Genomic DNA, 21,809 nt, shown 5'->3' with positions numbered 1-21,809 from the left:
CCTTTGCCGGCCCCGCCCCTAGATCGACCCCCACGAGGAAGGGAAACCCGACATGACGAACGACCCGCTCCTGATAATCGCGGTCCTGGCCTGCCTCGCGGTGCTGGTGATCCTGCTCATGGGCATCAATTCATTCCGTCGCGGCGGAGACTATGCGCGACAGAACTCCAACAAGTTCATGCGCTGGCGGCTGATCGCGCAATTCCTGGCGGTGTTGCTGATCCTCGCCTTCGTCTTCATCCGCCGTCAAACAGGAGGCTGACCCATGGTCGTGCTGAACAAGATCTACACAAGGACCGGCGATCACGGGGAGACCGCGCTCGGCGACGGCAGCCGTGTCGCGAAGCATTCGATGCGCGTGACCTCCTACGGCACGGTGGACGAGCTGAACGCCACGCTGGGCGTCGCGCGGCTCGTGGCGGACGAGGACATCGGCGCCAAGCTCGCCACCATCCAGAACGACCTCTTCGATCTCGGCGCCGACCTGTGCACGCCCAACATGGAGCGTGACGGCGAGCGCGAATACCCGCCACTGCGCATCGTCGCATCGCAGATCGACCGGCTGGAGCGCGAGATCGACGCAATGAATGCGCAGCTCGAGCCCCTGCGCAGCTTCATCCTGCCCGGCGGCTCGGCGCTGGCGGCGCACCTGCATGTCTGCCGGACGGTGGCCCGCCGGGCCGAGCGGCTGGTGGTCGAGCTCGCCACGATGGAATCGGTGAACCCCGAGGCGGTGAAATACCTCAATCGCCTGTCCGACTGGCTCTTCGTCGCTGGCCGCATCGCCAACGACGACGGCCGCGCGGACATCCTGTGGGTCCCCGGCGCCAGCCGCTGACGCCACCGGCCCTCCGCCGCGGCTTCATCCTTGCAAAAAACTCTCGGGGGGCAGCGCGCGGCACGCGTGCGGCGGGGGGCGGACAGCCCCCCGAACTTCCTGGCAGAGGAAGTTTCCCGGCCCGTACTGGCCCGACGCCCCGTCACGCCACGTCAGGTCGCGCCTGCGTGTCGCGGCGTTTGGCGCGGACGGCGTATGGGACTATATTGCTGTCATGAGCCACGTCAGCGGATATCACCCATATTCCCGCGCCGAGTATCTCTCGGACGCCGCGATTCATCTGCTCGGCATCGCTTTCGCGCTGATCGCGGGCCCGATTCTCGTGGCCCTCGCGGCGATCCGCATCGGCGACGCCACGACGATCACCGCCGTCGCGATCTACGCCGCGACGCTACTGGCGATGCTGACCTGCTCGGCGCTCTACAACATGATCCGCGTGCCGCACTGGTCCGACCGTCTGCGGCGCCTCGACCAGTCGGCGATCTACCTCAAGATCGCCGGCACCTACACGCCCTTCGTCGTGCTCTTTCCCGGCTCGCCCGGCTTTCTCGCGGCAATCTGGGGCGTGGCGCTGGCCGGCGCATCGATCATCGTCTTCAGCGCGCGGCGCCGCACCGTGATCGCGCTGGCGCTCTACCTCGGGCTCGGCTGGGCCGGCGTGGTCTGGGGACAGCCGCTGATCTCGGGACTCAGCCCGGCGGGCATGGTGCTTCTGACGACGGGCGGGCTTCTCTACACCGGCGGCGTCGCTTTCCTTCTTTGGCACCGTCTGCCGTTCCACAACACGATCTGGCATGTCTTCGTTCTTGCGGCGACCTGCGTGTGCTACGCCGCCATCGTGGTCGAGCTTCTGGCCGCCATCCCGCCCGCAATGCTGCCCTGACGCAGCGTCGAAGCGACATTTGGCGTCGATTTTGACCTGTCGCGGCTGCCTGCGACGGGCTAACACTCCCCCTGACGCGGGGGCGTGCTATCTGCCCCGGCAGTGACCAGAACAGGAGGGAACGCCATGAAGGTGCTCGTGCCCGTCAAGCGCGTGATCGACTACAACGTGAAGGTCCGCGTGAAGGCGGATGGCTCCGGGGTCGATCTCGCCAACGTCAAGATGTCGATGAACCCCTTCGACGAGATCGCGGTGGAAGAGGCGATCCGCCTGAAGGAAGCCGGCGTCGCCGAAGAGGTCGTCGCGGTCTCCATCGGCGTGAAGCAGGCGCAGGAGACGCTGCGCACGGCGCTCGCCATGGGCGCGGACCGCGCGATCCTGGTCGTCGCGGCGGACGACGTCCACCAGGACATCGAACCGCTGGCCGTCGCCAAGATCCTCGCCAAGGTGATCGAGGAGGAGGCCCCGGGCCTCGTCCTCGCCGGCAAGCAGGCGATCGACAACGACATGAACGCCACCGGCCAGATGCTGTCGGCCCTGCTCGGCTGGAGCCAGGCGACCTTCGCCTCGAAGGTCGCGATCGAGGGCGACCATGCGCTGGTCACGCGCGAGGTCGACGGCGGCCTGCAGACGATCAAGGTGAAAATGCCCGCCATCGTCACCGTCGACCTGCGCCTGAACGAACCGCGCTACGCGTCGCTGCCCAACATCATGAAGGCCAAGAAGAAGCCACTGGATGAAAAGACCGCCGCCGATTTCGGCGTCGACGTCTCGCCGCGGCTGAGCGTGGTCAAGACCTCGGAACCCGAGGCGCGCAAGGCCGGCGTCAAGGTGGGTTCGGTGGACGAACTGATCGAGAAACTGAAGAACGAAGCGGGGGTGATCTGATGGCTGTTCTCCTTCTTGCCGAAGTGACGGGTGGCGAGCTTTCGATGGACGCCACCGCAAAGGCGGTGAGCGCTGCGGCGAAGCTGGGCGAGGTCACGGTGCTGTGCGCCGGGGCGTCCGCGAAAGCTGCAGCGGACGAAGCCGCGACGATAGAAGGCGTGACCCGGGTCCTCTGCGCCGAAGGCGACAGCCTCGGCCACCGCCTGGCCGAGACGACGGCGGACCTGATCGTGAGCCTCGCGGGCGACTACAGCCACATCTGCGCGCCCGCGACAACGGACGCCAAGAACATCATGCCGCGCGTCGCGGCGCTTCTGGACGTCATGGTGATCTCGGACGCTTCGGGCGTCGTCGATGCGGACACGTTCGAGCGGCCGATCTACGCGGGGAACGCGGTTCAGACCGTCAAGTCCTCGGACGCCAAGAAGGTGATCACGTTCCGCACCTCGACCTTCGAAGCCGCAGGCACCGGCAACGCCGCCCCCGTCGAGACGATCGACGCGCCCGCCGCCTCGGAGCTGTCGCAATGGGTCGAGGACAAGGTCGCGGCCTCGGACCGGCCCGAGCTTACGTCGGCCGGGATCGTCGTGTCGGGCGGCCGCGCCCTCGGCTCGGCCGAGCAGTTCGCCCTGATCGAGGGGCTCGCCGACAAGCTGGGCGGCGCCGTCGGCGCGTCCCGCGCGGCGGTCGATTCGGGGTACGCGCCGAACGACTGGCAGGTGGGCCAGACTGGCAAGGTCGTGGCGCCGGACCTCTATGTCGCCGTCGGGATCTCGGGCGCGATCCAGCACCTTGCCGGGATGAAGGACAGCAAGGTGATCGTCGCGATCAACAAGGACGAGGAAGCGCCGATCTTCCAGGTCGCGGATTATGGCCTGGTGGCCGACCTGTTCGACGCCGTGCCGGAATTGACCGAGAAGCTCGGCTGAACGGTCACGGCCTTCCTGCCTTCCAGGGGCGCGCCCGATCGGGCGCGCCCTTTCTTCATGGCGCCCGGGGCGCGCACCTCTTGTTCCGGGTCGAGCAACCATGTCGCCTGTGATATCGTGACCCTTGTCACAGGTGCGAGGCGATCATGTCCGGACCGAGCGAAATGCCCGGCGCGTCACCCGTCCTCCAACGGGAGGTCGTCGTGCGGCAACGGGGCCCTGCGGCGCCCATGCGCTGGGTGGCCGACTGGGCCGACGTGCAGGAACCCGTGCTGCTGCCGCTGTTCCACACGATCCTCGACCGGCTGGCGCCGCCACCGGGCACGCGCCATCTCGATATCGGCTGCGGCACCGGGCTGCTTCTGCGCATCGCGGCGGAATGCGGCCTTCACGTCGCGGGCACGGATCCGGCCGAGGCACTTCTCGACCTTGCCCGTGCGCGGCTTCCGTCGGCGCGGCTGGAGGCCGGGCCAGCGGAGCGCCTGCCTTTCGCGGACCGGAGTTTCGACCTCGTCACGATGCTGCACGCCGCCGATGACGACGCCGATAGCGGACCCGCGCTGGCCGAGGCCCGCCGTGTCGCAGCGCCGGGAGGCGCGATCCTTTTCGCGGTGCGGAAACTGCCTGCGGGCATCGTCAGCGCCATCGCGCCCGCCAGCCACCGCACGACCCCCGCGACCGGCGGGCCGCAGGGCGCCCGCACGTCGCGCCTGGAGACGCTGAGGGCCCTGGCGGCCGAGGCGAAGCTCGTCATCGCCGGCGCGTTCGACGTCGATTGCCGCTGGCACTATCCCGACGAGCAGACCGCATTGCGCGGTCTTGGCGCGTCGCGGGGCGCAATGCGCGCGGCGGAGGCGATCGGGTGGAATGCCGTGGACGCGGCGCACCGCGAGGCGCTGCTGCCGTTCCGGCACGACGACGGGTCCTATCGGATCGCCACCGTCACGCGCTGCCTGATCGCGCGGAGGTAGCGCCCGCGCCGCCCAGACGCGGGACGAGTTCCGCGCAGGCCGCGCCATGCGCCCCGGGTCCGGGCAGGACGCCTGCCGCGGCCTCCTCCCTCGGTGCGAAGAACATCCCGGTCGCGGGACGCGCGGCGCCCCCCCTCGGGTCCGTGACGATGCTGAGCGAGGCTGCATCGGCGGCTGCGTCCTCCAGCATGGCGCGGGTGACGAACAGGGGATCGGCGCCCAGCCCTTTCTCCGGCTCCGCCGTGTCGGGCGTCCTGCGCGATATCCACAACAGGTGGACCGGCGCCGGGGCTTCGGCGAGAAAGGCGCGCATCCGGGCGCGCCATGCCGCCTGCAATTCGTCCCGGAGGATCGCGAAACGGTCGGGCGACATCGTCTTGAGATGGTCGAGCAGGTGCCGCGTGAAATGGAACTCGGTGAAATCGACGTCGCGGTAGATGGTGCGCAGCATCGCACCCGCCTTCACGAAACGGTCGTTGCGGCGGGGATGCACGGCGTAGAAGCGGTTTGTCATGTTCGCGGCGCAGGGCACCTGAAGCACGATGGCGCGCGCCGTCCGGGCGGCGGCCGAGATGGCAGGATCGCGCAGGATGACGTCGAAGCCCGCGCTGGCGACGCCCATGTTCGTGACCGCGTCGCCCAGCCGCCCGGCCAGCAAGGCAGGATAGGGCGCGGGCAGGAAGCGGCCGAAGGTCTCGGTCCCGCCAAGGCACAGGACATGCGGTTTCGACAGGTCGGCGAGAGGGCCGCGAAAGCGCAGAACCGAGCCGGGATAGGTCACTGGCTGGTAGTCGAGCGGCATCGCCCGGCCCTTCTCGAAGCTCATGTGGTCGCTCGCCCTGCCGTGATTCACCTGCAGTCCAGACTTGCCACCGGTTCGTTTCCAAACGGCTAAACGCCCGAATTGACGAAACTTCGAACGAGCTCGGGGACGCCGCCCGTGCGCCGCTTTGGCGCGGGGCGGGACCGCCGGGGGAACGCTTGTGCCGGAAGCGCCGGCGGGCCTATTGTGCGGCGTCAGGGACGAATTGCGCAGACCGGGGCAAAGAGGGCGAACATGGACATCAGGACGATCGGCATCGTCGGGGCCGGCCAGATGGGCAACGGCATCGCGCATGTCTGCGCGCTGGCCGGATACGACGTCGTCATGAGCGACATCTCGCAGGACGCGCTGAACAATGCGCTCGCGCTGATCGACACCAACCTCGGCCGGCAGGTCGGGCGCGGCAAGATCACCGAAGACGAGAAGGCGGCGACGCTGGATCGCATCCGCACGACGCTGCGGCTTGCGGATCTGGGGCCGACCGACCTCATCATCGAGGCCGCGACCGAGCGGGAGACGGTGAAGACGGCCATCTTCGAGGACCTCCTGCCGCATCTGAAGCCCGAGACGATCCTGACCTCCAACACCTCGTCGATCTCGATCACCCGGCTCGCCAGCCGGACGGACCGGCCCGAACGCTTCATGGGGTTCCATTTCATGAACCCCGTGCCGGTGATGCAGCTGGTCGAGCTGATCCGCGGGATCGCGACCGACGAGCCGACCTTCGCCGCGTGCAAGTCGGTGGTGGACCGTCTGGGCAAGACGGCGGCGACTGCCGAGGATTTTCCCGCCTTCATCGTCAACCGCATCCTGATGCCGATGATCAACGAGGCGGTCTACACCCTCTACGAGGGCGTGGGATCGGTGGAGTCGATCGACCAGTCCATGAAGCTGGGCGCAAACCATCCGATGGGGCCGCTGGAACTGGCGGATTTCATCGGGCTCGATACCTGCCTCGCGATCATGAACGTCCTGCATGACGGCCTCGCCGACACGAAATACCGACCCTGTCCGCTGCTGACGAAATACGTCGAGGCGGGCTGGCTGGGGCGCAAGACCGACCGGGGCTTCTACGACTACCGGGGCGAGGTGCCGGTTCCGACGCGCTGAGGCTGCGCTTCCCGGGGGACCGTCACGGACCGTCGGGCGCGTCGCGAAGCGACAGCGTGCGCTCGCGGAGCCAGGCCATGAAGTCGCGGGGCCGCGCCACGCGGCCCTCCCATTCCTCGGGCGGGATCGGCGGGCCGATGATCGGCGCCTGCGGCTTGTCGAAACTGTGCACGACTTCGTGGATCAGGAGGCCCTGGCGCAGCACGGGCGAGATCCGGTTGGCGATCTGGTACCAGCGCGAGTTCGAGCCCGTGAAATAGCACGGCACGATCGTGGCGCCCGAGGTGCGGATCATCTTTGCGGTGAAGACGTTCCACTCGCCCTCGATCGCGGGGCCGAACATGGTGTCCGAGGCCGCAACCGCCCCCGACGGGAACAGCGCGATCAGGCCGCCGCCCTTCAGGTGGTCCATCGCCTCGGCCCGCATCGCCAGCATCTTGGCCTGCGCGTCGGGCTCGTGCGGGAAGGGCACGGGGATCATGAAATTCGCCGCGCTCTCGTCGAGGCCGGTCAGCAGCGCGCGCGTGAGGATGCGGTAGTCGGGCCGCCGCCGCCCGATCAGGTCTGCGAGGATCATCCCGTCGACGAGGCCATGGGGATGGTTCGCGACGAGGACGACCGGCCCCTCGGCGGGAATGCGGTCGAGCTGGTGCTTCGGCGTCCGGAGGTCGATGCCCATGACGCGCATCGTGGCCGGCCAGAAGTCCTGTCCCTTGACCTCGCCGAGGCGTTCGAACTGGCGCACCCGGCGGATGATCGTGATCTTGCCGGTCAGCCACTCGATCGCCTTGATCGTGCCGCGCAGCCATGGGTTCGGGAAGGTGTTGGCATAGGTCAGCGACCGGCGGTCGTAGACCCGCTGCGCCGCGTTCGGCAACAAGGCCGGACGCGCTCTCGATACGTTCCGTTGGCTGGTATCCGTCACGCGCCTTCGTCCCATGCCGTCGGTCCTTGGCGTCCCGGGGCGCCTCAGGTCGCTTCCCCGAACCGGTCGGCCACCAGCGCTTCGAGTGCGTCGGCCAGGGTTTGCGCGTCCGGGCCCGAGGTTTCGACCTCAATAGTGGTTCCCAGGGAGGCTGCCAACATCAAAAGGCCCATGATCGAGTCGCCGGCGGCGCTCAGCCCGTCGCGGCGCACGACCGCCTCCGCCTCGTGATCCTCGACCACTTCGACGAAGCGCGCGGCGGCACGGGCGTGCAGGCCCTTCACGTTGACGATGTCCAGGCTGCGCGTCACGCTGGCGTCCTCGGTCATTCCGGCGCTCCGTCGAAACTGTTGATGTAGCGGCGCCCGGCCTCGGCGGCGCGCGCCACGGCGTCCTGCACGTCGAGATGGCGGCACTTCGCGAGCTTGATCATCATGGGCAGGTTCACACCGGTCAGGATCAGGCGGTTCGAGGGACGGCAGGCGCGCAGGCTGAGGTTCGAGGGCGAGCCGCCATACATGTCGGTCACCACGACTACCCCGCTGCCGTCGTCCACGGCGTCCGCGGCCTCGCAGATCTCGGCGGTGCGCGCGGCGCGGTCGTCCTCCGCGCCCACGGGGATCGCGATCATGGCCGGCTGCGGCCCGACCACATGTTCGGTCGCGCGTTTCAGTTCCGCTGCGAGCCCCCCATGGGCGACGATGACGATGCCGATCACCTTTCCAGGCCTTCCGATCCCATGAGCCGGGCCGCCCCTTCCGTCAGTTGCGGCCGGGGCCCGGGTCGTCCCCGGGTGCTGCGGGGACGCGACGCTGTTCCACTTCCCTGTGCCTCTTAGACACCTGCCAACCTGCCTCTGCAAGGTAGGTCGCCACCTTTTCGGTCAATGCGACCGAGCGGTGCTTGCCGCCGGTACAGCCGAAGGCGACGGTCAGGTGGCTCTTGCCTTCGTCGCGGAACGCGGGAAGCAGAAGGTCCAGCATCCCCGTGATCTGCGCCTCGAACGGGGCGAGGCGGGGGTCCTCCTCGATGTGGGCGCGCACGGCCTCGTCTCGGCCGTCGAAGGGGCGCAGCGACGGCTCCCAGTGCGGGTTGCGCAGGAAGCGGCAGTCGAAGACGAGGTCGGCGCCCGTGGGCAGGCCGCGCCGGTAGGAGAACGACACGACGCTGATCGAGAGCTTCGCGTCCCCGCCCGGCGCGAACAGCCGCGTGATCTCGGCGCGCAGCTCGTGCGGGGTGAGGTTGGAGGTGTCCAGAAGGACCGACGCGCGGTGCCTGAGCGGGCCGAGCAGGTCGAGTTCGCGCGCAATGCCGTTCGCGGGATCGTCGTCCGGGGCGAGCGGATGGCGCCGGCGGGTCTCGGAATAGCGCCGCTGCAGAGTGTGCGCGTCGCAGTCGAGATAGAGAAGATCGGCCTCGAGGCCGGGCGTGGCGACGAGGCGCTCGTATTCGGCAATCAGGCGGGTCGCCGAGAAGTCCCTGTTGCGCGCGTCGGTGCCCAGCGCCATCGGCCGTTCGGGGGGCGGCCCCTCGAGAAGCCGCGGCAGGAGGCTGAGCGGGAGGTTGTCGATCGCCTCGAAGCCGACATCCTCGAGCGCGTTGATCGCCGTCGTCCGCCCCGCACCGGAGGGCCCGGTGACGAAGATGATCCGCGCGGCGGGCCCCGGCCCGGCAGGCGGTTTCGTGGCTTGGGCGTCCTTCCGTGTCATGGCGCGCTGGCGATCCTTCCTCCGGGCTCCGACCGGCCGTGCCTTATCATGTGGACGAGGGCCTCCGCGAGGGCCGGGTGCCCGGCGCCGAGGATCAGCGGCCTTTCGGCTGCGCCCGTCGTGATCACGCGCCGCGGCGGAAGGCGCTCGGGTTCCGCGCGGTCCAGATCGACGGCGATGGCGAGCGGCGCGCGCCCGCAGACGGCCCCGGCCCGCAATAGCCCGACGCCCCTGCTTTCGATGAGGTCCGTCGCGGTGTCGGGACGCTCGACAAAGGGGGCGTCGCCGGTGTCGATCCACAGCCCGTCATCGGCGATCAGCACCGCGCCGCGATCGAGAAGCCGAAGCGCGAGACACGACTTTCCGCTGCCAGCCGCGCCGCGGATGACGATGCCCTGCCCTTCGACCGCGACGCCCGTGGCATGAAGCTGAAGCCGCCGCCCATCGGCGGCGAGGGCCCAGTCGGACAGCGGGACGGAGGTGGGCGCAGTCATGGCAGGACCTCGCGGACCCGCGTCAGATCGGTAGGCCGACGACGAAACGCGCGCCGAGCGGCTCGGAAATGGCATCGAGGTCGGTGGGGCGGATGTTCTCGGCCCAGATCACGCCGCCATGCGCCTCCACGATCTGCTTGGAGATGGCGAGGCCAAGGCCGGAATGGTTGCCGAACTGCTTCACCGGCCGCTCCGAGTAGAAGCGGTTGAATACCTTGGTCAGCGCCTCCTCCGGGATGCCCGGACCGGTGTCCTCGACCACGATCAGGACGCGGTTCTCTCGGCGGCGGGTCCACAGACGCACCGCGTCGCCCTCCTCGCAGAACGAGATCGCGTTCGACAGGAGGTTCACGAAGACCTGCGCCAGCCGCCCCTCGAGGCCGGAGATGCGGATCGGCTCGGAGGGAAGGTCAGTGATCAGCTCCACGCCCTTCTTGCGCGCCTCCTCGCCGTGATACTGCGAGATGTTGGTCAGCGTACGGACGAGGTCGAATTCCTCTTCCTCCTCCTTCACCAGCTCGCTGTCGAGACGCGAGGCGTTGGAGATGTCCGAAACCAGCCGGTCGAGACGCTGCACGTCGTGCTCGATCACCTCCAGCAGGCGGTTGCGCTGGTCGTCGTTGCGGGCGACGCGCATCGTGCCCACGGCGGAGCGCAGCGAGGCGAGCGGGTTCTTGATCTCGTGGCTGACGTCGGCCGCGAACTGCTCGTTGGCGTCGATCCTGTCGTAGAGCGCCGAGACCATTCCGCGGAGCGCCCCCGAGAGCCGCCCGATCTCGTCGGGTCGCCCGGTGAGGTCGGGGATGCGCACGCGCGTCGGGCTCATCTTGCGTGCGTTCTTGTCGCGCCCGAGCTCGGCCGCAGCGGCAAGGTCGCTGAGCGGGTTGGCGATGGTCGAGGCCAGCACGAGGCTGAGGCCGATCGACACCAGAAGGGCGACGACGAACATCTGCAGGAGCTGCTCGCGCTCCGAGCGCACCAGCTGGTCGATCTCGCCGGCGGCCGTGGTCACGACGAGGACGCCGAGCGTGCCGCCCGGCCCCTCGATCGGGGTGCCGGCGGCGAAGGCGGCCCCCGAGCTGCCGTTGCTCCGGCGGATCACCGTGACGCCCTCGAGCGCGGGTTCGACCAGCACGCGGGCCATCGCCTCGGGGGACAGCCCCGATAGCTCGGCCCGGTCGGCCCCCACGAGGTTGGACAGGACGCCCCAGACGCCGTTGAGGAAATTCGTGATCAGCAGGGTCTCGTCCTCGCCCGGCGCAAGCCCGCGCACGGGCCGCGGGGGACCGCGCTGCGTGTCCAGCGTCGAGGCGACGAGCGTTCCGGAGGGATCGTATACGAAGACGTCCACCCCCGGCACGAGGCCGATCCGGCCAAGCACCGCAGCCGGGTCGATGCCGTCGCCGGTGAGCAGGTCGGCCGGAGCGCTTCGCGGCAGGCTCGCCTCGAAGATGTCGGCGATGTGGTGCGCCTCGACGGCCAGCGACCGCTCACGCTGTTCCACGAGGCTGTCGCGGAACGGGTTGAGATACATCACGCCCGCCACCAGCACGACGATGGCCAGCAGGTTGAACATGATGATCTTGCGCGCCAGCGGAGAGCGGTTGAGCGCGATCATCGACCGCCGCTGCCGCGCGGCGCGCAGCTCGGACTCGACGGAACCGGCGGGCCTGTCCCAATCCTCGCCGAGGACGATGTCGGCCCGGTCGCGCGCGCGCCGGTTGGTCATGGAAAGATCGGCCGGCACCTGCGTCGAACCCTATTCCTCGTTGTAGCGATAACCGATCCCGTAGAGCGTCTCGATCGCCGAGAAGTCGTCGTCCACGGCGCGCATCTTCTTGCGCAGACGCTTGATATGGCTGTCGATGGTGCGATCGTCGACATAAACCTGCTCGTCGTAGGCGACGTCCATCAGCTGGTCCCGGCTCTTGACGAAGCCCGGACGCTGCGCGAGCGCCTGCAGCAGCAGGAATTCGGTCACGGTCAGCGACACGTCGCGCCCCTTCCACGTCACCGCGTGGCGCAGCGGGTCCATCGAAAGGTTGCCGCGCTGCATCACCGCGCTTTCCTCGGGCGTGCCGGCGGCGTCCGAGGCGATCGCCTCCTGCCGGCGGAGGATGGAGCGGATGCGCTCGACCAGAAGGCGCTGCGAGAACGGCTTGCGGACGTAGTCGTCTGCGCCCATGCGCAGGCCCATGAGCTCGTCGATCTCGTCATCCTTCGAGGTCAGGAAGATCACCGGGAGCTTCGACTTCTGGCGCAGGCGCTGAAGCAGGTCCATCCCGTCCATGCGCGGCATCTTGATGTCGAACACACCAAGATCGGGGAGGCGGCGGTTGAAGGCGTCGAGCGCCGACTGGCCGTCATTGTAGGTTTCGACATCGAAGCCTTCGGCTTCGAGCGTCATGGACACGGACGTCAGGATGTTCCTGTCGTCGTCGACGAGTGCAATCCTCGGCATCGCTGTTTCCTTGTACTGCCCGAATATCTTGTTTTTTCGGGCATTGTCGGTTTTCCAGGTTCAAGAATCAATCTCAAACTGTCGAATCGCGCGGCATGACAGCTTAAAACTTGGTTCGTGTTGCCTTAACATCGAATGAAGCCGAGCCCCGGCAGGCCTTCAAATGACCCAAGGGCCGCCACGATCCCGCCTCGATCCCGACACTTTTCCGCCGTTTTTCCGGCGCGAGGCCCCGGGTGGCGCGAAATAAAATTTCGCAATGGTTGCGCTAACTGTGCGAAAGCATCCTGTTCATCCGCAAAACCGCCATGTTATACGGCCAGTCGATGCCTGCCGGAGGTTATCGGCCGGCGGACATGACCCCAGGCGGTGACGGCCGCGATACGGCCCAGGAGCGACAAGCATGACGGATGGACGTGTGAACCCGGCGCATACGCTGGAAACTCAGGGCATGACCGGTCTTGGAAGCGTTCACTACAACCTTCTGGAACCCGCCCTGATCGAGGCCGCCATCCGGCGCGGCGAAGGCAGGCTGGGACAGGGCGGGACGCTTCTGGTGTCCACCGGGACGTTCACCGGCCGCTCGCCCAAGGACAAGTTCATCGTGCGCAGCCCCTCGGTCGAGGGCGACATCTGGTGGGACAACAACGCCGCCATGGCCGAAGACGCCTTCGACCGTCTCCATGCCGACATGCTGGAGCACATGAAGGACGGCGAGTACTTCGTGCAGGACCTCTACGGCGGCGCCGATGCCGAACATCGCCTGGACGTGCGCGTGGTGAGCGAGCTGGCGTGGCACAACCTGTTCATCCGCCACCTGCTGCGCCGCCCCTCCCGCGCGGAGCTCGACACGTTCGTGCCCGAGTTCACCATCATCAACTGCCCCAGCTTCAAGGCCGACCCCGAGCGGCACGGCTGCCGCACCGACACGGTGATCGCGCTGAATCTCGACAAGAAGCTGATCCTGATCGCCAACACCGAATACGCCGGCGAGAACAAGAAGTCGGTCTTCACGCTGCTGAACTACATCCTGCCCGGCAAGGGCGTGATGGCAATGCATTGCTCGGCCAACCACGCCACCGGCGACGAGGGCGACTCGGCCGTGTTCTTCGGCCTGTCGGGCACCGGCAAGACGACGCTTTCGGCGGACCCGGCCCGGACGCTGGTCGGCGACGACGAGCACGGCTGGGCGGGCAACGGCATCTTCAACTTCGAGGGCGGCTGCTACGCCAAGACGATCAACCTCCGCGAGGAGGCCGAACCCGAGATCTACGCCACGACGCGCACCTTCGGGACCGTGATCGAGAACATGGTCTTCGATCCCGAGACCCTGGAACTGGACTTCGACGACGACAGCCTGACGGCGAACACGCGGTGCGCCTACCCGCTGGAGCAGATCCCCAACGCCTCGGCGACGGGCCTCGCCGGGCACCCCCGCAACGTCGTGATGCTGACCTGCGACGCGTTCGGTGTCCTTCCGCCCATCGCGCGGCTGACGCCGGCGCAGGCGATGTATCACTTCCTGTCGGGCTTCACCTCGAAGGTCGCGGGCACCGAGCGCGGCGTGACCGAGCCCGAGCCCACCTTCTCCACCTGCTTCGGCGCGCCCTTCATGCCGCGCCGTCCCGAGGTCTACGGCAATCTGCTGCGCGAGAAGATCGCGCATCACGGCGCGACCTGCTGGCTGGTGAACACCGGCTGGACCGGCGGCGCCTACGGCACCGGCAAGCGGATGCCCATCGCCGCGACGCGCGCCCTTCTGACCGCGGCGCTGGACGGCTCGTTGAACGCGGGACAGTTCCGCAAGGATGCGCATTTCGGCTTCGACGTTCCGGTCAGCTGCCACGGCGTGGACGACGGCCTTCTCGATCCGCGCCGGACCTGGGAGGACAAGGACGCCTACGATCGCCAGGCGCGCAAGCTCGTGAACATGTTCGCCGAGAATTTCGCCCGCTACGTCCCCTATATCGCGGACGACGTGAAGGATGCCGCCATCGGGTGACGGACGGTTCACGTCCCGGGGGGGCGCGGCGGGCGCGCCTTTCGTCATGACCGCGGGGGGCGGCGCATTTGCCGGAGACGGCGGGCCTGCTACACTGACCGGCGCGTGCCTTCCCGGCGAACCGGAATGCCCCATGCGACACGTCCTGCTGCAAGTCCTGACCCTTTGCGCCGCGCTGGTCATGCCGCCCGGCGTCACGGCCGCGCGTTCGCAGGACGTGGCGGACGGCGGGCTGGTCCGGATCGATCCCGACCTGATCGCAGAGCTGGTCTTCGGCATCTACTGCGCTGAGGATCCCGTTCGCACCGAGGACGCCCCCGAAACGGCGTCGGGCGTCATCAACATCGTCCCCGACCTGCCGCGCATCCGCTTCGCCCAAAACGTGGTGCCAGCCGCGCTCGACGTGGGCTTCGGCGTGCTCAGCCGCGCACCCGACGGCATGACGCACGACCCCGTGACGATCACCGTGACGCATCCCCCCTTTCCCGGAAGCGGCATCGAGGTGGAGCGCTGGACCACGCGGCTGGGCGACGGCGACTTCAATCTCACCGGCTTTTCCTTCGACGTGCCGCAGGAACTTGTGACCGGCACATGGACCTTCAGCGCCCATGCCGGCGCGTCGGAACTGTTCCACGTCGTGTTCGAGGTCGTGCCGCCGGACATGGCCGCGCCGGTGCTGGCGGAATGCCAGACGGGCTTCACCTCCTGAGACGTCAGCCCATCAGCCCGCGGCGCACGAGGTTCGCGCCCGCGACGGCCAGAACGACCAGCGTGACCTTGCGGAACACGTCCGGGTTGAGGCGGTCGGACATGCGGAAGCCCAGCTGCATTCCAAGGAAGGCCGGGATCAGCAACGCCGCCGAGAACGGCAGCGTGACGACGTTCAGGACCCCCGACTGGACGTGACCCGCAAGCAGGCTCACCGACCCGAGGCCGTAGACGACGCCCTGCACCAGGAACTGCTTCGCCTTGGGCGTGTCGAGCGCGATGAGATAGAGAACCGTCGGCGGTCCCCACGTCCCCGTCAGCCCGCCGAGCGAGCCCGCGAAAAGGGCCACCACCCACTCCGAGAAGCGCCGGCGGTGCGGCGGGATGTGGAACCGGACGCCAAAAAGCTGGATCAGCGACAGAAGCACCACGGGCACGCCGAGGATCAGGTAGAACGTCCGCTCGGGCACCACGTTGATGAACTGCGCGACGATCACGATGGCAAGGCAGACGATGAGGATGTAGCGCCAGTATTCCACGACCGCCGCCTTCACCTCGGGCAGTCCGAAGCGCAGAGCCTGAAGAAGGTTCGACATCACGATGGGCAGGATGATGCCCGCCACCGCGATGAGCGGGTCGATGAACAGCGACAGCCCCGAGATCATGATGAGCGGCATCGCGAAGCCGACCGCGCCCTTGACGAAACCGGCGGCAAGCGTGACCCCGCAGGCGGCCGCGAAGGCCCAGAGCGGCATGAGTGCAAGACTGTCCTGAAGCATGTTCGTCCCCTTCGCCGAGGTTCATATCCCGGCGCGAGGGACGCTGCAGCGCAAAAATGATCGCGACATTTTCGTGCGCGACGTAACAACTCAGGGCATTTTTGTTGCTCTGCACCTGCGAAGGCACTAAGTCCTCGCCCAGATGCGACAGACGACTTCGAGCGAAGGAGACCGACCATGCCCCGTGACGGACAGCCGCTCCAGGAGAGCCCCGTGATCCTGCCGGACCTGCTGGCGCTGACCGGTGCCGCCGTGGCCCCCGCCGAGACCCTGCTCGCACGCGCAACCGACCGGGTGCGCGCGGAAGTCAGCGAGGATGGCCGCGTCTCGGGCCGCCTGCTCGAGATGAACCAGACGGCGGCGCACGGGCTTGCGTGGCTCGCCACCTACGTCGAGGCGCTGCGCCAGATGCAGGGCTGGGCCGAGCGGCTGGAGAAGGAGGGCACATTCGGTGAGGTCGAACAGCTGATCCAGCAGATCGCCTTCGGGGAATACCTGTCGCAGATCCAGGGCGGCCTGCCCATGAGCCAGGGCGAGATCCTGCGGCTGCAGGACATGGGCCTGACGCAGGAGGACGAGCGCGCCCTGACGACGGCCGAGGTCATGACCCTGATGCGGTCGGGCAACACGCAGGCCGCGCGCAGCCGCCTCGTGGAGCTGATGCAGGAGCGCTCCGCCGAGATCACCGTCGGGCGCACCGGCCTTGACGACGAGTTGGAGATGATCCGCGAGCAGTTCCGCCGCTACTCGGTCGATCGCGTTATCCCCCACGCGCACGAGTGGCACCTCAAGGACGAGCTGATCCCGATGGAGATCATCGAGGAGCTTTCCGAGATGGGCGTCTTCGGCCTGACGATCCCCGAGGAATACGGCGGCCTCGGCATGTCGAAGGCGTCGATGTGCGTCGTCTCGGAAGAGCTGTCGCGCGGCTACATCGGCGTCGGATCGCTCGGGACGCGCTCGGAGATCGCGGCCGAGCTGATCATCGCGGGCGGCACCGAGGAGCAGAAGCAGAAGTGGCTTCCCGGCCTCGCCAGCGGCGAGATCCTTCCGACCGCCGTGTTCACCGAGCCCAACACCGGATCGGACCTCGGCGCGTTGAGGACGCGGGCCGTCCGCGACGCGGACGGCGACTGGATCGTGAACGGCAACAAGACCTGGATCACCCATGCCGCCCGCACCCATGTGATGACTGTGCTGGCCCGGACCGTTCCCGACACGACCGACTACACGGGCCTGTCGATGTTCCTTGCCGAGAAGACGCCCGGCACCGACGAGGCGCCTTGGCAGGACGCGGGCATCTCGGGCGGCGAGATCGAGGTGCTCGGCTACCGGGGCATGAAGGAATACACGGTCAATTTCGACGATTTCAAGGTGAAGGGCGAGAACCTTCTGGGCGGCGAGGAAGGCCAGGGCTTCAAGCAGCTGATGCATACCTTCGAAAGCGCCCGTATCCAGACGGCGGCGCGCGCCATCGGCGTGGCGCAGTCCGCGCTGGACGAGGGCCTCAGGTATGCCGGCGACCGCAAGCAGTTCGGCAAGGCCCTGATCGAGTTTCCCCGCGTGTCCGGCAAGCTTGCCATGATGGCCGTCGAGATCATGGTGGCCCGCCAGCTCACCTATTTCTCCGCGTGGGAGAAGGATAACGACCGCCGCTGCGACCTCGAGGCCGGGATGGCGAAGCTGCTGGGGGCCCGCGTCGCATGGGCCTGCGCGGACAACGCCCTGCAGATCCACGGCGGCAACGGCTTCGCGCTGGAATACGCGATCTCCCGCATCCTGTGCGACGCGCGCATCCTCAACATCTTCGAAGGCGCGGCCGAGATCCAGGCGCAGGTGATCGCGCGCAGGCTGCTGGGCTGACCGGTCCGCGCGACGGGACCGGTTGATCCCGCCGGAAGGGGCCCCATCTGTGCTGCATTCCCCTGAAGGAGGCTGCGCATGACGAAGCTCGTCGTTCTGACCGGTATCACCGGCTTCATCGCCAAGCGCATCGCGCTGGACCTGCTGGAAGCGGGCTACGAGGTGCGCGGATCGCTGCGCAAGCTCTCGCGGGCCGACGAGGTGCGCGACGCGCTTCGCCCCCGCCTGAGCGATGCGGCCGCGCTCGACCGGCTCGGCTTCGTGGAACTCGACCTTGGCCGGGACGACGGCTGGACCGAGGCCATGGCCGGCGCGGACGCGCTTCTGCACACGGCCTCGCCCTTTCCGATGGTCCAGCCGAAGAACGAGGACGACATCGTCCGCCCCGCCGTCGACGGGACGCTTCGCGCGCTCAGGGCCGCGCAGGCGGCGGGCGTCACGCGCGTGGTGCTGACCTCCTCGGTCGTCGCCATCGAGGCCACGGACAAGCGCGGCGCCTACACCGAACAGGACTGGAGCGACACCGACCACCCCAAGGCCAGCGCCTATTACAGGTCCAAGACGCTGGCAGAACGCGCGGCGTGGGACTTCGCGGCCGCGCATCCCGAAATGCAGCTGACCACGATCAACCCCGCGCTGGTCCTCGGCGAGCCGCTCGACCGGCACTACGGCACGTCGCTGTCGCTGATCGAGCGCATTCTCGCGGCGAAGGACCCGATGCAACCCGACATCGGGTTCGGTGTGGTGGACGTGGCGGACATCTCGGCGATGCACGTCGCGGCGCTTGAACGGCCCGAAAGCATCGGCCACCGCTTCATCGGGTCGAACGGCACCATGACGATGCCGCGCATCGCCCAGCATCTCGCCGCGCGCCACCCCGACCGAAGGATCGCCACGCGGGTCGCGCCCAAGGCGCTTCTGCGGCTCATGGCGCCCTTCGACCGCTCCATCCGCAGCGCCCTGCCCTCGGTCGGCGCGGCGCCGCAGTTCGACAACGCAAGGGCGCGCGAGATCCTCGGGATCTCCTTCGCCGCTCCGCTTGCGGCCATCGACCGCGCGGCCGACGCGGTGATTGCGCAACGCTGACCGGCCCGCAATGCGCGCGTTCCTGGCCATTCCGATGCCCGAGGACACGGCCACGGCCATGCTCGAGGTCCAGTCGCGCCTGCCCACCGGCCGCCCCGTCCCCGAGGACAATCTGCACCTGACCCTCGCCTTCCTCGGCGAGGTCGGCGAGGAGGTTCTGGCCGACATGGACGAGACGCTATCTGCCACGCGCCTGCCGGTCGCCGAAATCGCCTTCGGCGGCCTCGACACCTTCGCCGAGATGGAGCGGGGCCTCGCCTTCGTGTCCGTCCTGCACGACGACGGGCTCGCCGCGCTTCAGGCCAAGGTCGAACGCATCGCGCGCATGGCAGGGGCGGCGCTGCCCCGACGGCGCTTTCGCCCGCATGTCACGCTGATGCGTTCCAACCGGCAGCCAGGCGGCCCGGCGCGCGACCGCATGGCCGCGGCGCTGGGGATGCCGGTCGACATTCCCGGCTTCACGGCGACCGAACTGGTGCTCTACCGCTCGACGCTGCAGCCGGGCGGCGCGCTGCACGAACCCCTGGAAAGCTATCCGCTGTCGCCCTTCTGAGCGACCCGCGCGATCAGGTCGACGAGCCTTGCGCGCGCCGGTGGCAGCGGACGCTCGCCAAGCGAGGGCGCAAGGTGGTTTTCGAGGAAATGGCCCGTTGTGCGCAGCGCGGCGACCAGTTCGTCGGCGCTGCTGCCGGACATGCCCGCAAGGCAGGGCGGAAACGGCAGGAGCCTGTCGGCATAGTCGCCCGCGCCCGCCCGCGACACGGCCCGGCCCGTCCTTGGCGAGATGTAGGCGAGATCCTGCGTCGAGCCGGTGACGGCGCAGTGATCGAGGCTGAGGCCGAAGCCCATCTCGGACAGCAGCGCCAGTTCCCAGCCGAGATACGCCTCGGCCCAGCGCTCGGCGCCCAGACCGTCGAGGACCGCGAGGGTCCTGGCATGGAGCGCGGGATAGGGCGCGCGTTCCGGCAGGCAGAAGGACAGGAGCGCGCAGACCGCCCCGAGACCCGCAAGCGCCGTGCGGTCGCCCATCACCTCGGCCGCCCGCGACGCCACAGGCTCGACCCGGAAGCTGCCGATATGCTCCGACAGCCGCGCGCGCCACGTCACGTCCAGCTGGGTGCCGGGCTGCAGGACGGGCGCCATCTTCCGCGACGCGCCGCCGGGCACGACGCCGACATGACGCCCGTGCCCCTCGGTGAAGACCTCGAGGATCGCGGCATTCTCGCCGTGGCGCCGAACCGCCAGCAGGATCCCGTCCTCGCGCCATTCCATGCGCGGACTATCGGCAAGCCGCCTTGGCTTGTCCATGCGCAGGGTGCGTGGCAGGCTTCGGCCATGTTTCCCGTCCTGCCCCTTCATGCGCGCCGGCAGGCGCTGGCGGTCGCGGTCGCCGCCGCGCTCTCGCTGGCGGCGCAGTGGGTCTACCTGATGCAGTATCGCGGGACCGGGCCGGTCGAGACGCTGATCGACATGTCGCGCTTCTTCACCATTCTCACGACGTTCCTCGTCTTCGTGGCCTTCGTCACGATTGCGCTTGTGAAGAAGCGTAGCCTGGGCGCGCCGCTTCTGGCCGCGCTGACGCTGTCGGCGGTCGTCACGGGCGTCGTCTACCACGTCATGCTGTCAGCCATGTGGAACCCCACCGGCATCGGCCTTGCGGCGGACTGGGGCCTGCACACGGTCGTGCCCGCCGCGGTCCTCTTGTGGTGGCTGTGGCACGCGCCCAAGACCGGGCTGATCTGGGCCGATCTACCGGCCTTCGTGCTCTGGCCCTCGGTCTACGGCGCCTACGCGCTCGGCCTGGGCACGATCGACGGCGTCTATCCCTACCCGTTCATGGACCCCACCATCGCCGGCCCCTGGCCGGTGGCGGCGACGCTCGCGACGCTTCTGGGCGCGATGCTGGCCGGCGGCCTCGTGATGATCGCGATCGGTCGCTTCGCGGACCGCTAGGCTCACTCGAGGCCGGGCTCGTCCAGAAGGTGCCGCCCCGCACGGTCTTCGACCTCGATCACCCAGAGATCGGGGTCGAAATCGCGCTGGCGGGCGATGGCGGCATCGACCGCTCGCTCCTCGCCCTCGGCCAGCACCATCCAGGCGCGCGCGCCCGTCACCGGATCGAAACTCCGCTGGAAGGCGCAGGCCGTTCCGTCGAGCGGCGACTGCTTCACGAGGACCGCGCCCGCCGTCGCGTCGCCCCGCGCCACCACGAAGGCCGGGATGTCGGCAAGGCGCAACCGGGCGAGGTAGGCCTGCACCCAGAACTCCGCGGTCAGGCGCGCCACCGCGTTCAGTTCCCGTCGCGGAAGTTCAGCCCCATCTCCGAATAGCGCTCGGCCTCCTCCAGCCAGTTCGGCCGGACCTTCACCTGCAGGAACAGGTGCACCCGCCGGTCGAGGAAGCGCTCCAGCTCCTCGCGGGCGGCCTTCGACACCGCCTTGATGGTCTCGCCTCCCTTGCCCAGGATGATGCCCTTGTGCCCGTCGCGCGCCACGTAGACCACCTGGTCGATCCGGGCCGAGCCGTCCTTGCGCTCCTCCCAGTTCTCGGTTTCGACGGTCAGCTGGTAGGGCAGTTCCTGGTGCAGCCGCAGCGTCAGCTTCTCGCGCGTCATCTCGGCGGCGATCATGCGCATCGGCAGGTCGGCGATCTGGTCCTCCGGGTAGAGCCAGGGCCCCTCCGGCACCGCGCCGGCAAGCCATGCGCGCAGGTCGTCGACGCCATAGCCCTTCTCGGCCGAGATCAGGAAGGTCTTCTCGAAGGCAAAGCCCTCGTTCATCTCCTCGGTCAGCGCCAGCAGTCGCGGCGCCTCGACGCGGTCGATCTTGTTGATGGCGAGCGCCACGCGGCGCCCCTTCGCCTTCTCGTCCAGGGCCTCGAGGATCGCCCTGACGCCCTCGGTCAGACCGCGATGCGCCTCGATCAGAAGGACGACGACATCTGCGTCCGCCGCCCCGCCCCATGCCGCGGCCACCATCGCCCGGTCGAGCCGCCTGCGCGGCTGGAACAGGCCGGGGGTATCCACGAAGACCAGCTGCGCCTCGCCCTCCATCGCGACGCCCCGGATGCGCGTGCGGGTCGTCTGCACCTTGTGCGTGACGATCGAGACCTTCGCGCCGACCATGCGGTTCAGAAGGGTCGACTTGCCCGCGTTGGGCTCTCCGATCAGGGCGACGAAACCGGCGCGGGTGGTCATGGCGATGGGCCTCAGGATTCTGCGGTTCCCGTTGCATAGGCCTCCGCGCGCCGCAATGCCAGAGGGGCGGTCTCGCATGGCGACGTGGCGAGCCCTTGAAACATGCAGGACCCGGGCGATCGCCCGCCAAGGCGACACGCGGCC

25 protein-coding genes are annotated in these 21,809 nt (G+C 68.4%); 13 read left to right on the top strand and 12 right to left on the bottom strand.

Annotated features, from left to right (window positions below):
- Positions 1-52 precede the first annotated feature (52 nt).
- From P6F26_RS11475 to P6F26_RS11450, 6 genes are all read left to right on the top strand, one after another.
- Positions 53-262: a twin transmembrane helix small protein gene (locus P6F26_RS11475; RefSeq protein WP_278028827.1), complete on the top strand. Its 210-nt coding sequence runs from the start codon at positions 53-55 to the stop codon at positions 260-262.
- A gap of 3 nt (positions 263-265) precedes the next feature.
- Positions 266-838, top strand: a complete 573-nt coding sequence (locus P6F26_RS11470; protein WP_278028826.1) for a cob(I)yrinic acid a,c-diamide adenosyltransferase — start codon at positions 266-268, stop codon at positions 836-838.
- Between the two features lie 214 nt (positions 839-1,052).
- Positions 1,053-1,721, top strand: coding sequence for a PAQR family membrane homeostasis protein TrhA (gene trhA / locus P6F26_RS11465; protein WP_278028825.1), 669 nt, complete (start codon positions 1,053-1,055; stop codon positions 1,719-1,721).
- Between the two features lie 126 nt (positions 1,722-1,847).
- Entirely contained in the window at positions 1,848-2,609 is a 762-nt protein-coding gene (locus P6F26_RS11460) for an electron transfer flavoprotein subunit beta/FixA family protein (RefSeq protein WP_278028824.1), read from the top strand.
- Complete coding sequence (locus P6F26_RS11455) at positions 2,609-3,538, top strand: electron transfer flavoprotein subunit alpha/FixB family protein (RefSeq protein ID WP_278028823.1); 930 nt, start codon at positions 2,609-2,611, stop codon at positions 3,536-3,538. The genes P6F26_RS11460 and P6F26_RS11455 overlap by 1 nt, the downstream gene beginning before the upstream one ends.
- Before the next feature lie 203 nt (positions 3,539-3,741).
- On the top strand, positions 3,742-4,509 hold the full coding sequence (locus P6F26_RS11450) for a class I SAM-dependent methyltransferase (RefSeq protein WP_278028822.1): 768 nt from the start codon (positions 3,742-3,744) through the stop codon (positions 4,507-4,509).
- Here the strand turns inward: P6F26_RS11450 and P6F26_RS11445 are convergent.
- The gene (locus P6F26_RS11445; protein WP_278028821.1) at positions 4,481-5,335 is read right to left on the bottom strand and encodes a DUF6473 family protein; all 855 of its coding nucleotides are present in this window, start codon (positions 5,333-5,335) and stop codon (positions 4,481-4,483) included. The genes P6F26_RS11450 and P6F26_RS11445 overlap by 29 nt on opposite strands.
- Before the next feature lie 231 nt (positions 5,336-5,566).
- Here P6F26_RS11445 and P6F26_RS11440 point away from each other — a divergent pair, with 231 nt between their 5' ends.
- The gene (locus P6F26_RS11440) at positions 5,567-6,442 is read left to right on the top strand and encodes a 3-hydroxybutyryl-CoA dehydrogenase (protein ID WP_278028820.1); all 876 of its coding nucleotides are present in this window, start codon (positions 5,567-5,569) and stop codon (positions 6,440-6,442) included.
- 22 nt (positions 6,443-6,464) lie between these two features.
- Here P6F26_RS11440 and P6F26_RS11435 read toward each other — a convergent pair whose 3' ends face one another.
- Genes P6F26_RS11435 through P6F26_RS11405 form a run of 7 tightly spaced genes read right to left on the bottom strand, consistent with a single transcriptional unit; the run spans position 6,465 to position 12,031 of the window.
- Positions 6,465-7,382 (bottom strand): lysophospholipid acyltransferase family protein, encoded by a 918-nt coding sequence (locus P6F26_RS11435; RefSeq protein WP_278028819.1) that lies wholly within the window; start codon positions 7,380-7,382, stop codon positions 6,465-6,467.
- A 29-nt stretch (positions 7,383-7,411) separates the two neighbouring features.
- Positions 7,412-7,696, bottom strand: a complete 285-nt coding sequence (locus P6F26_RS11430) for an HPr family phosphocarrier protein (protein WP_278028818.1) — start codon at positions 7,694-7,696, stop codon at positions 7,412-7,414.
- The gene (locus P6F26_RS11425; protein WP_278028817.1) at positions 7,693-8,085 is read right to left on the bottom strand and encodes a PTS sugar transporter subunit IIA; all 393 of its coding nucleotides are present in this window, start codon (positions 8,083-8,085) and stop codon (positions 7,693-7,695) included. Before P6F26_RS11425 ends, P6F26_RS11430 begins: the two co-directional genes overlap by 4 nt.
- Positions 8,086-8,128: 43 nt before the next feature.
- A complete protein-coding gene (rapZ, locus tag P6F26_RS11420; RefSeq protein ID WP_278028816.1) occupies positions 8,129-9,076 on the bottom strand; it encodes an RNase adapter RapZ in 948 nt (315 codons plus the stop codon).
- Positions 9,073-9,570 (bottom strand): HPr kinase/phosphorylase, encoded by a 498-nt coding sequence (locus P6F26_RS11415; RefSeq protein WP_278028815.1) that lies wholly within the window; start codon positions 9,568-9,570, stop codon positions 9,073-9,075. Before P6F26_RS11415 ends, rapZ begins: the two co-directional genes overlap by 4 nt.
- A 22-nt stretch (positions 9,571-9,592) precedes the next feature.
- Complete coding sequence (locus P6F26_RS11410; protein WP_278028814.1) at positions 9,593-11,299, bottom strand: sensor histidine kinase; 1,707 nt, start codon at positions 11,297-11,299, stop codon at positions 9,593-9,595.
- 30 nt (positions 11,300-11,329) lie between these two features.
- Positions 11,330-12,031 (bottom strand): response regulator transcription factor, encoded by a 702-nt coding sequence (locus P6F26_RS11405; protein WP_278028813.1) that lies wholly within the window; start codon positions 12,029-12,031, stop codon positions 11,330-11,332.
- Between the two features lie 403 nt (positions 12,032-12,434).
- Between P6F26_RS11405 and P6F26_RS11400 the strand changes: the two genes are divergently transcribed.
- Together P6F26_RS11400 and P6F26_RS11395 are read left to right on the top strand one after the other, a co-directional pair.
- Positions 12,435-14,033 carry a phosphoenolpyruvate carboxykinase gene (locus tag P6F26_RS11400; RefSeq protein WP_278028812.1) on the top strand — a complete coding sequence of 533 codons (1,599 nt, stop codon included), beginning with the start codon at positions 12,435-12,437 and terminating at the stop codon, positions 14,031-14,033.
- A gap of 133 nt (positions 14,034-14,166) precedes the next feature.
- Positions 14,167-14,742, top strand: a complete 576-nt coding sequence (locus P6F26_RS11395) for a DUF3859 domain-containing protein (protein ID WP_278028811.1) — start codon at positions 14,167-14,169, stop codon at positions 14,740-14,742.
- A 4-nt stretch (positions 14,743-14,746) separates the two neighbouring features.
- Here P6F26_RS11395 and P6F26_RS11390 read toward each other — a convergent pair whose 3' ends face one another.
- Positions 14,747-15,520 carry a sulfite exporter TauE/SafE family protein gene (locus tag P6F26_RS11390; protein WP_278028810.1) on the bottom strand — a complete coding sequence of 258 codons (774 nt, stop codon included), beginning with the start codon at positions 15,518-15,520 and terminating at the stop codon, positions 14,747-14,749.
- 177 nt (positions 15,521-15,697) lie between these two features.
- On the opposite strand from P6F26_RS11390, the gene P6F26_RS11385 reads away from it, so the two are divergent.
- The 3 genes from P6F26_RS11385 to thpR all read left to right on the top strand — a co-directional run bounded on the left by P6F26_RS11385 (position 15,698) and on the right by thpR (position 19,022).
- Positions 15,698-17,383: an acyl-CoA dehydrogenase family protein gene (locus P6F26_RS11385; RefSeq protein WP_278028809.1), complete on the top strand. Its 1,686-nt coding sequence runs from the start codon at positions 15,698-15,700 to the stop codon at positions 17,381-17,383.
- A 78-nt stretch (positions 17,384-17,461) separates the two neighbouring features.
- A complete protein-coding gene (locus tag P6F26_RS11380) occupies positions 17,462-18,469 on the top strand; it encodes an NAD-dependent epimerase/dehydratase family protein (protein WP_278028808.1) in 1,008 nt (335 codons plus the stop codon).
- A gap of 10 nt (positions 18,470-18,479) precedes the next feature.
- Positions 18,480-19,022 (top strand): RNA 2',3'-cyclic phosphodiesterase, encoded by a 543-nt coding sequence (thpR, locus tag P6F26_RS11375; RefSeq protein ID WP_278028807.1) that lies wholly within the window; start codon positions 18,480-18,482, stop codon positions 19,020-19,022.
- Here the strand turns inward: thpR and recO are convergent.
- Positions 19,001-19,741: a DNA repair protein RecO gene (gene recO, locus P6F26_RS11370; protein ID WP_278028806.1), complete on the bottom strand. Its 741-nt coding sequence runs from the start codon at positions 19,739-19,741 to the stop codon at positions 19,001-19,003. The genes thpR and recO overlap by 22 nt on opposite strands.
- Before the next feature lie 63 nt (positions 19,742-19,804).
- Between recO and P6F26_RS11365 the strand changes: the two genes are divergently transcribed.
- A complete protein-coding gene (locus P6F26_RS11365; protein WP_278028805.1) occupies positions 19,805-20,422 on the top strand; it encodes a Pr6Pr family membrane protein in 618 nt (205 codons plus the stop codon).
- A gap of 2 nt (positions 20,423-20,424) precedes the next feature.
- On the opposite strand, the gene P6F26_RS11360 is transcribed toward P6F26_RS11365, so the two are convergent.
- Entirely contained in the window at positions 20,425-20,754 is a 330-nt protein-coding gene (locus P6F26_RS11360) for a DUF1491 family protein (RefSeq protein ID WP_278028804.1), read from the bottom strand.
- 5 nt (positions 20,755-20,759) lie between these two features.
- Positions 20,760-21,665: a GTPase Era gene (gene era / locus P6F26_RS11355; protein ID WP_278028803.1), complete on the bottom strand. Its 906-nt coding sequence runs from the start codon at positions 21,663-21,665 to the stop codon at positions 20,760-20,762.
- Positions 21,666-21,809: the final 144 nt, after the last annotated feature.

Source organism: Roseicyclus salinarum (assembly GCF_029624655.1).
GTDB classification, from domain to species: Bacteria; Pseudomonadota; Alphaproteobacteria; order Rhodobacterales; family Rhodobacteraceae; genus Roseibacterium; species Roseibacterium salinarum.
The sequence above is the reverse complement of the archived record's forward strand: the minus strand, read 5'-3'. Positions and strand labels throughout refer to the sequence as shown.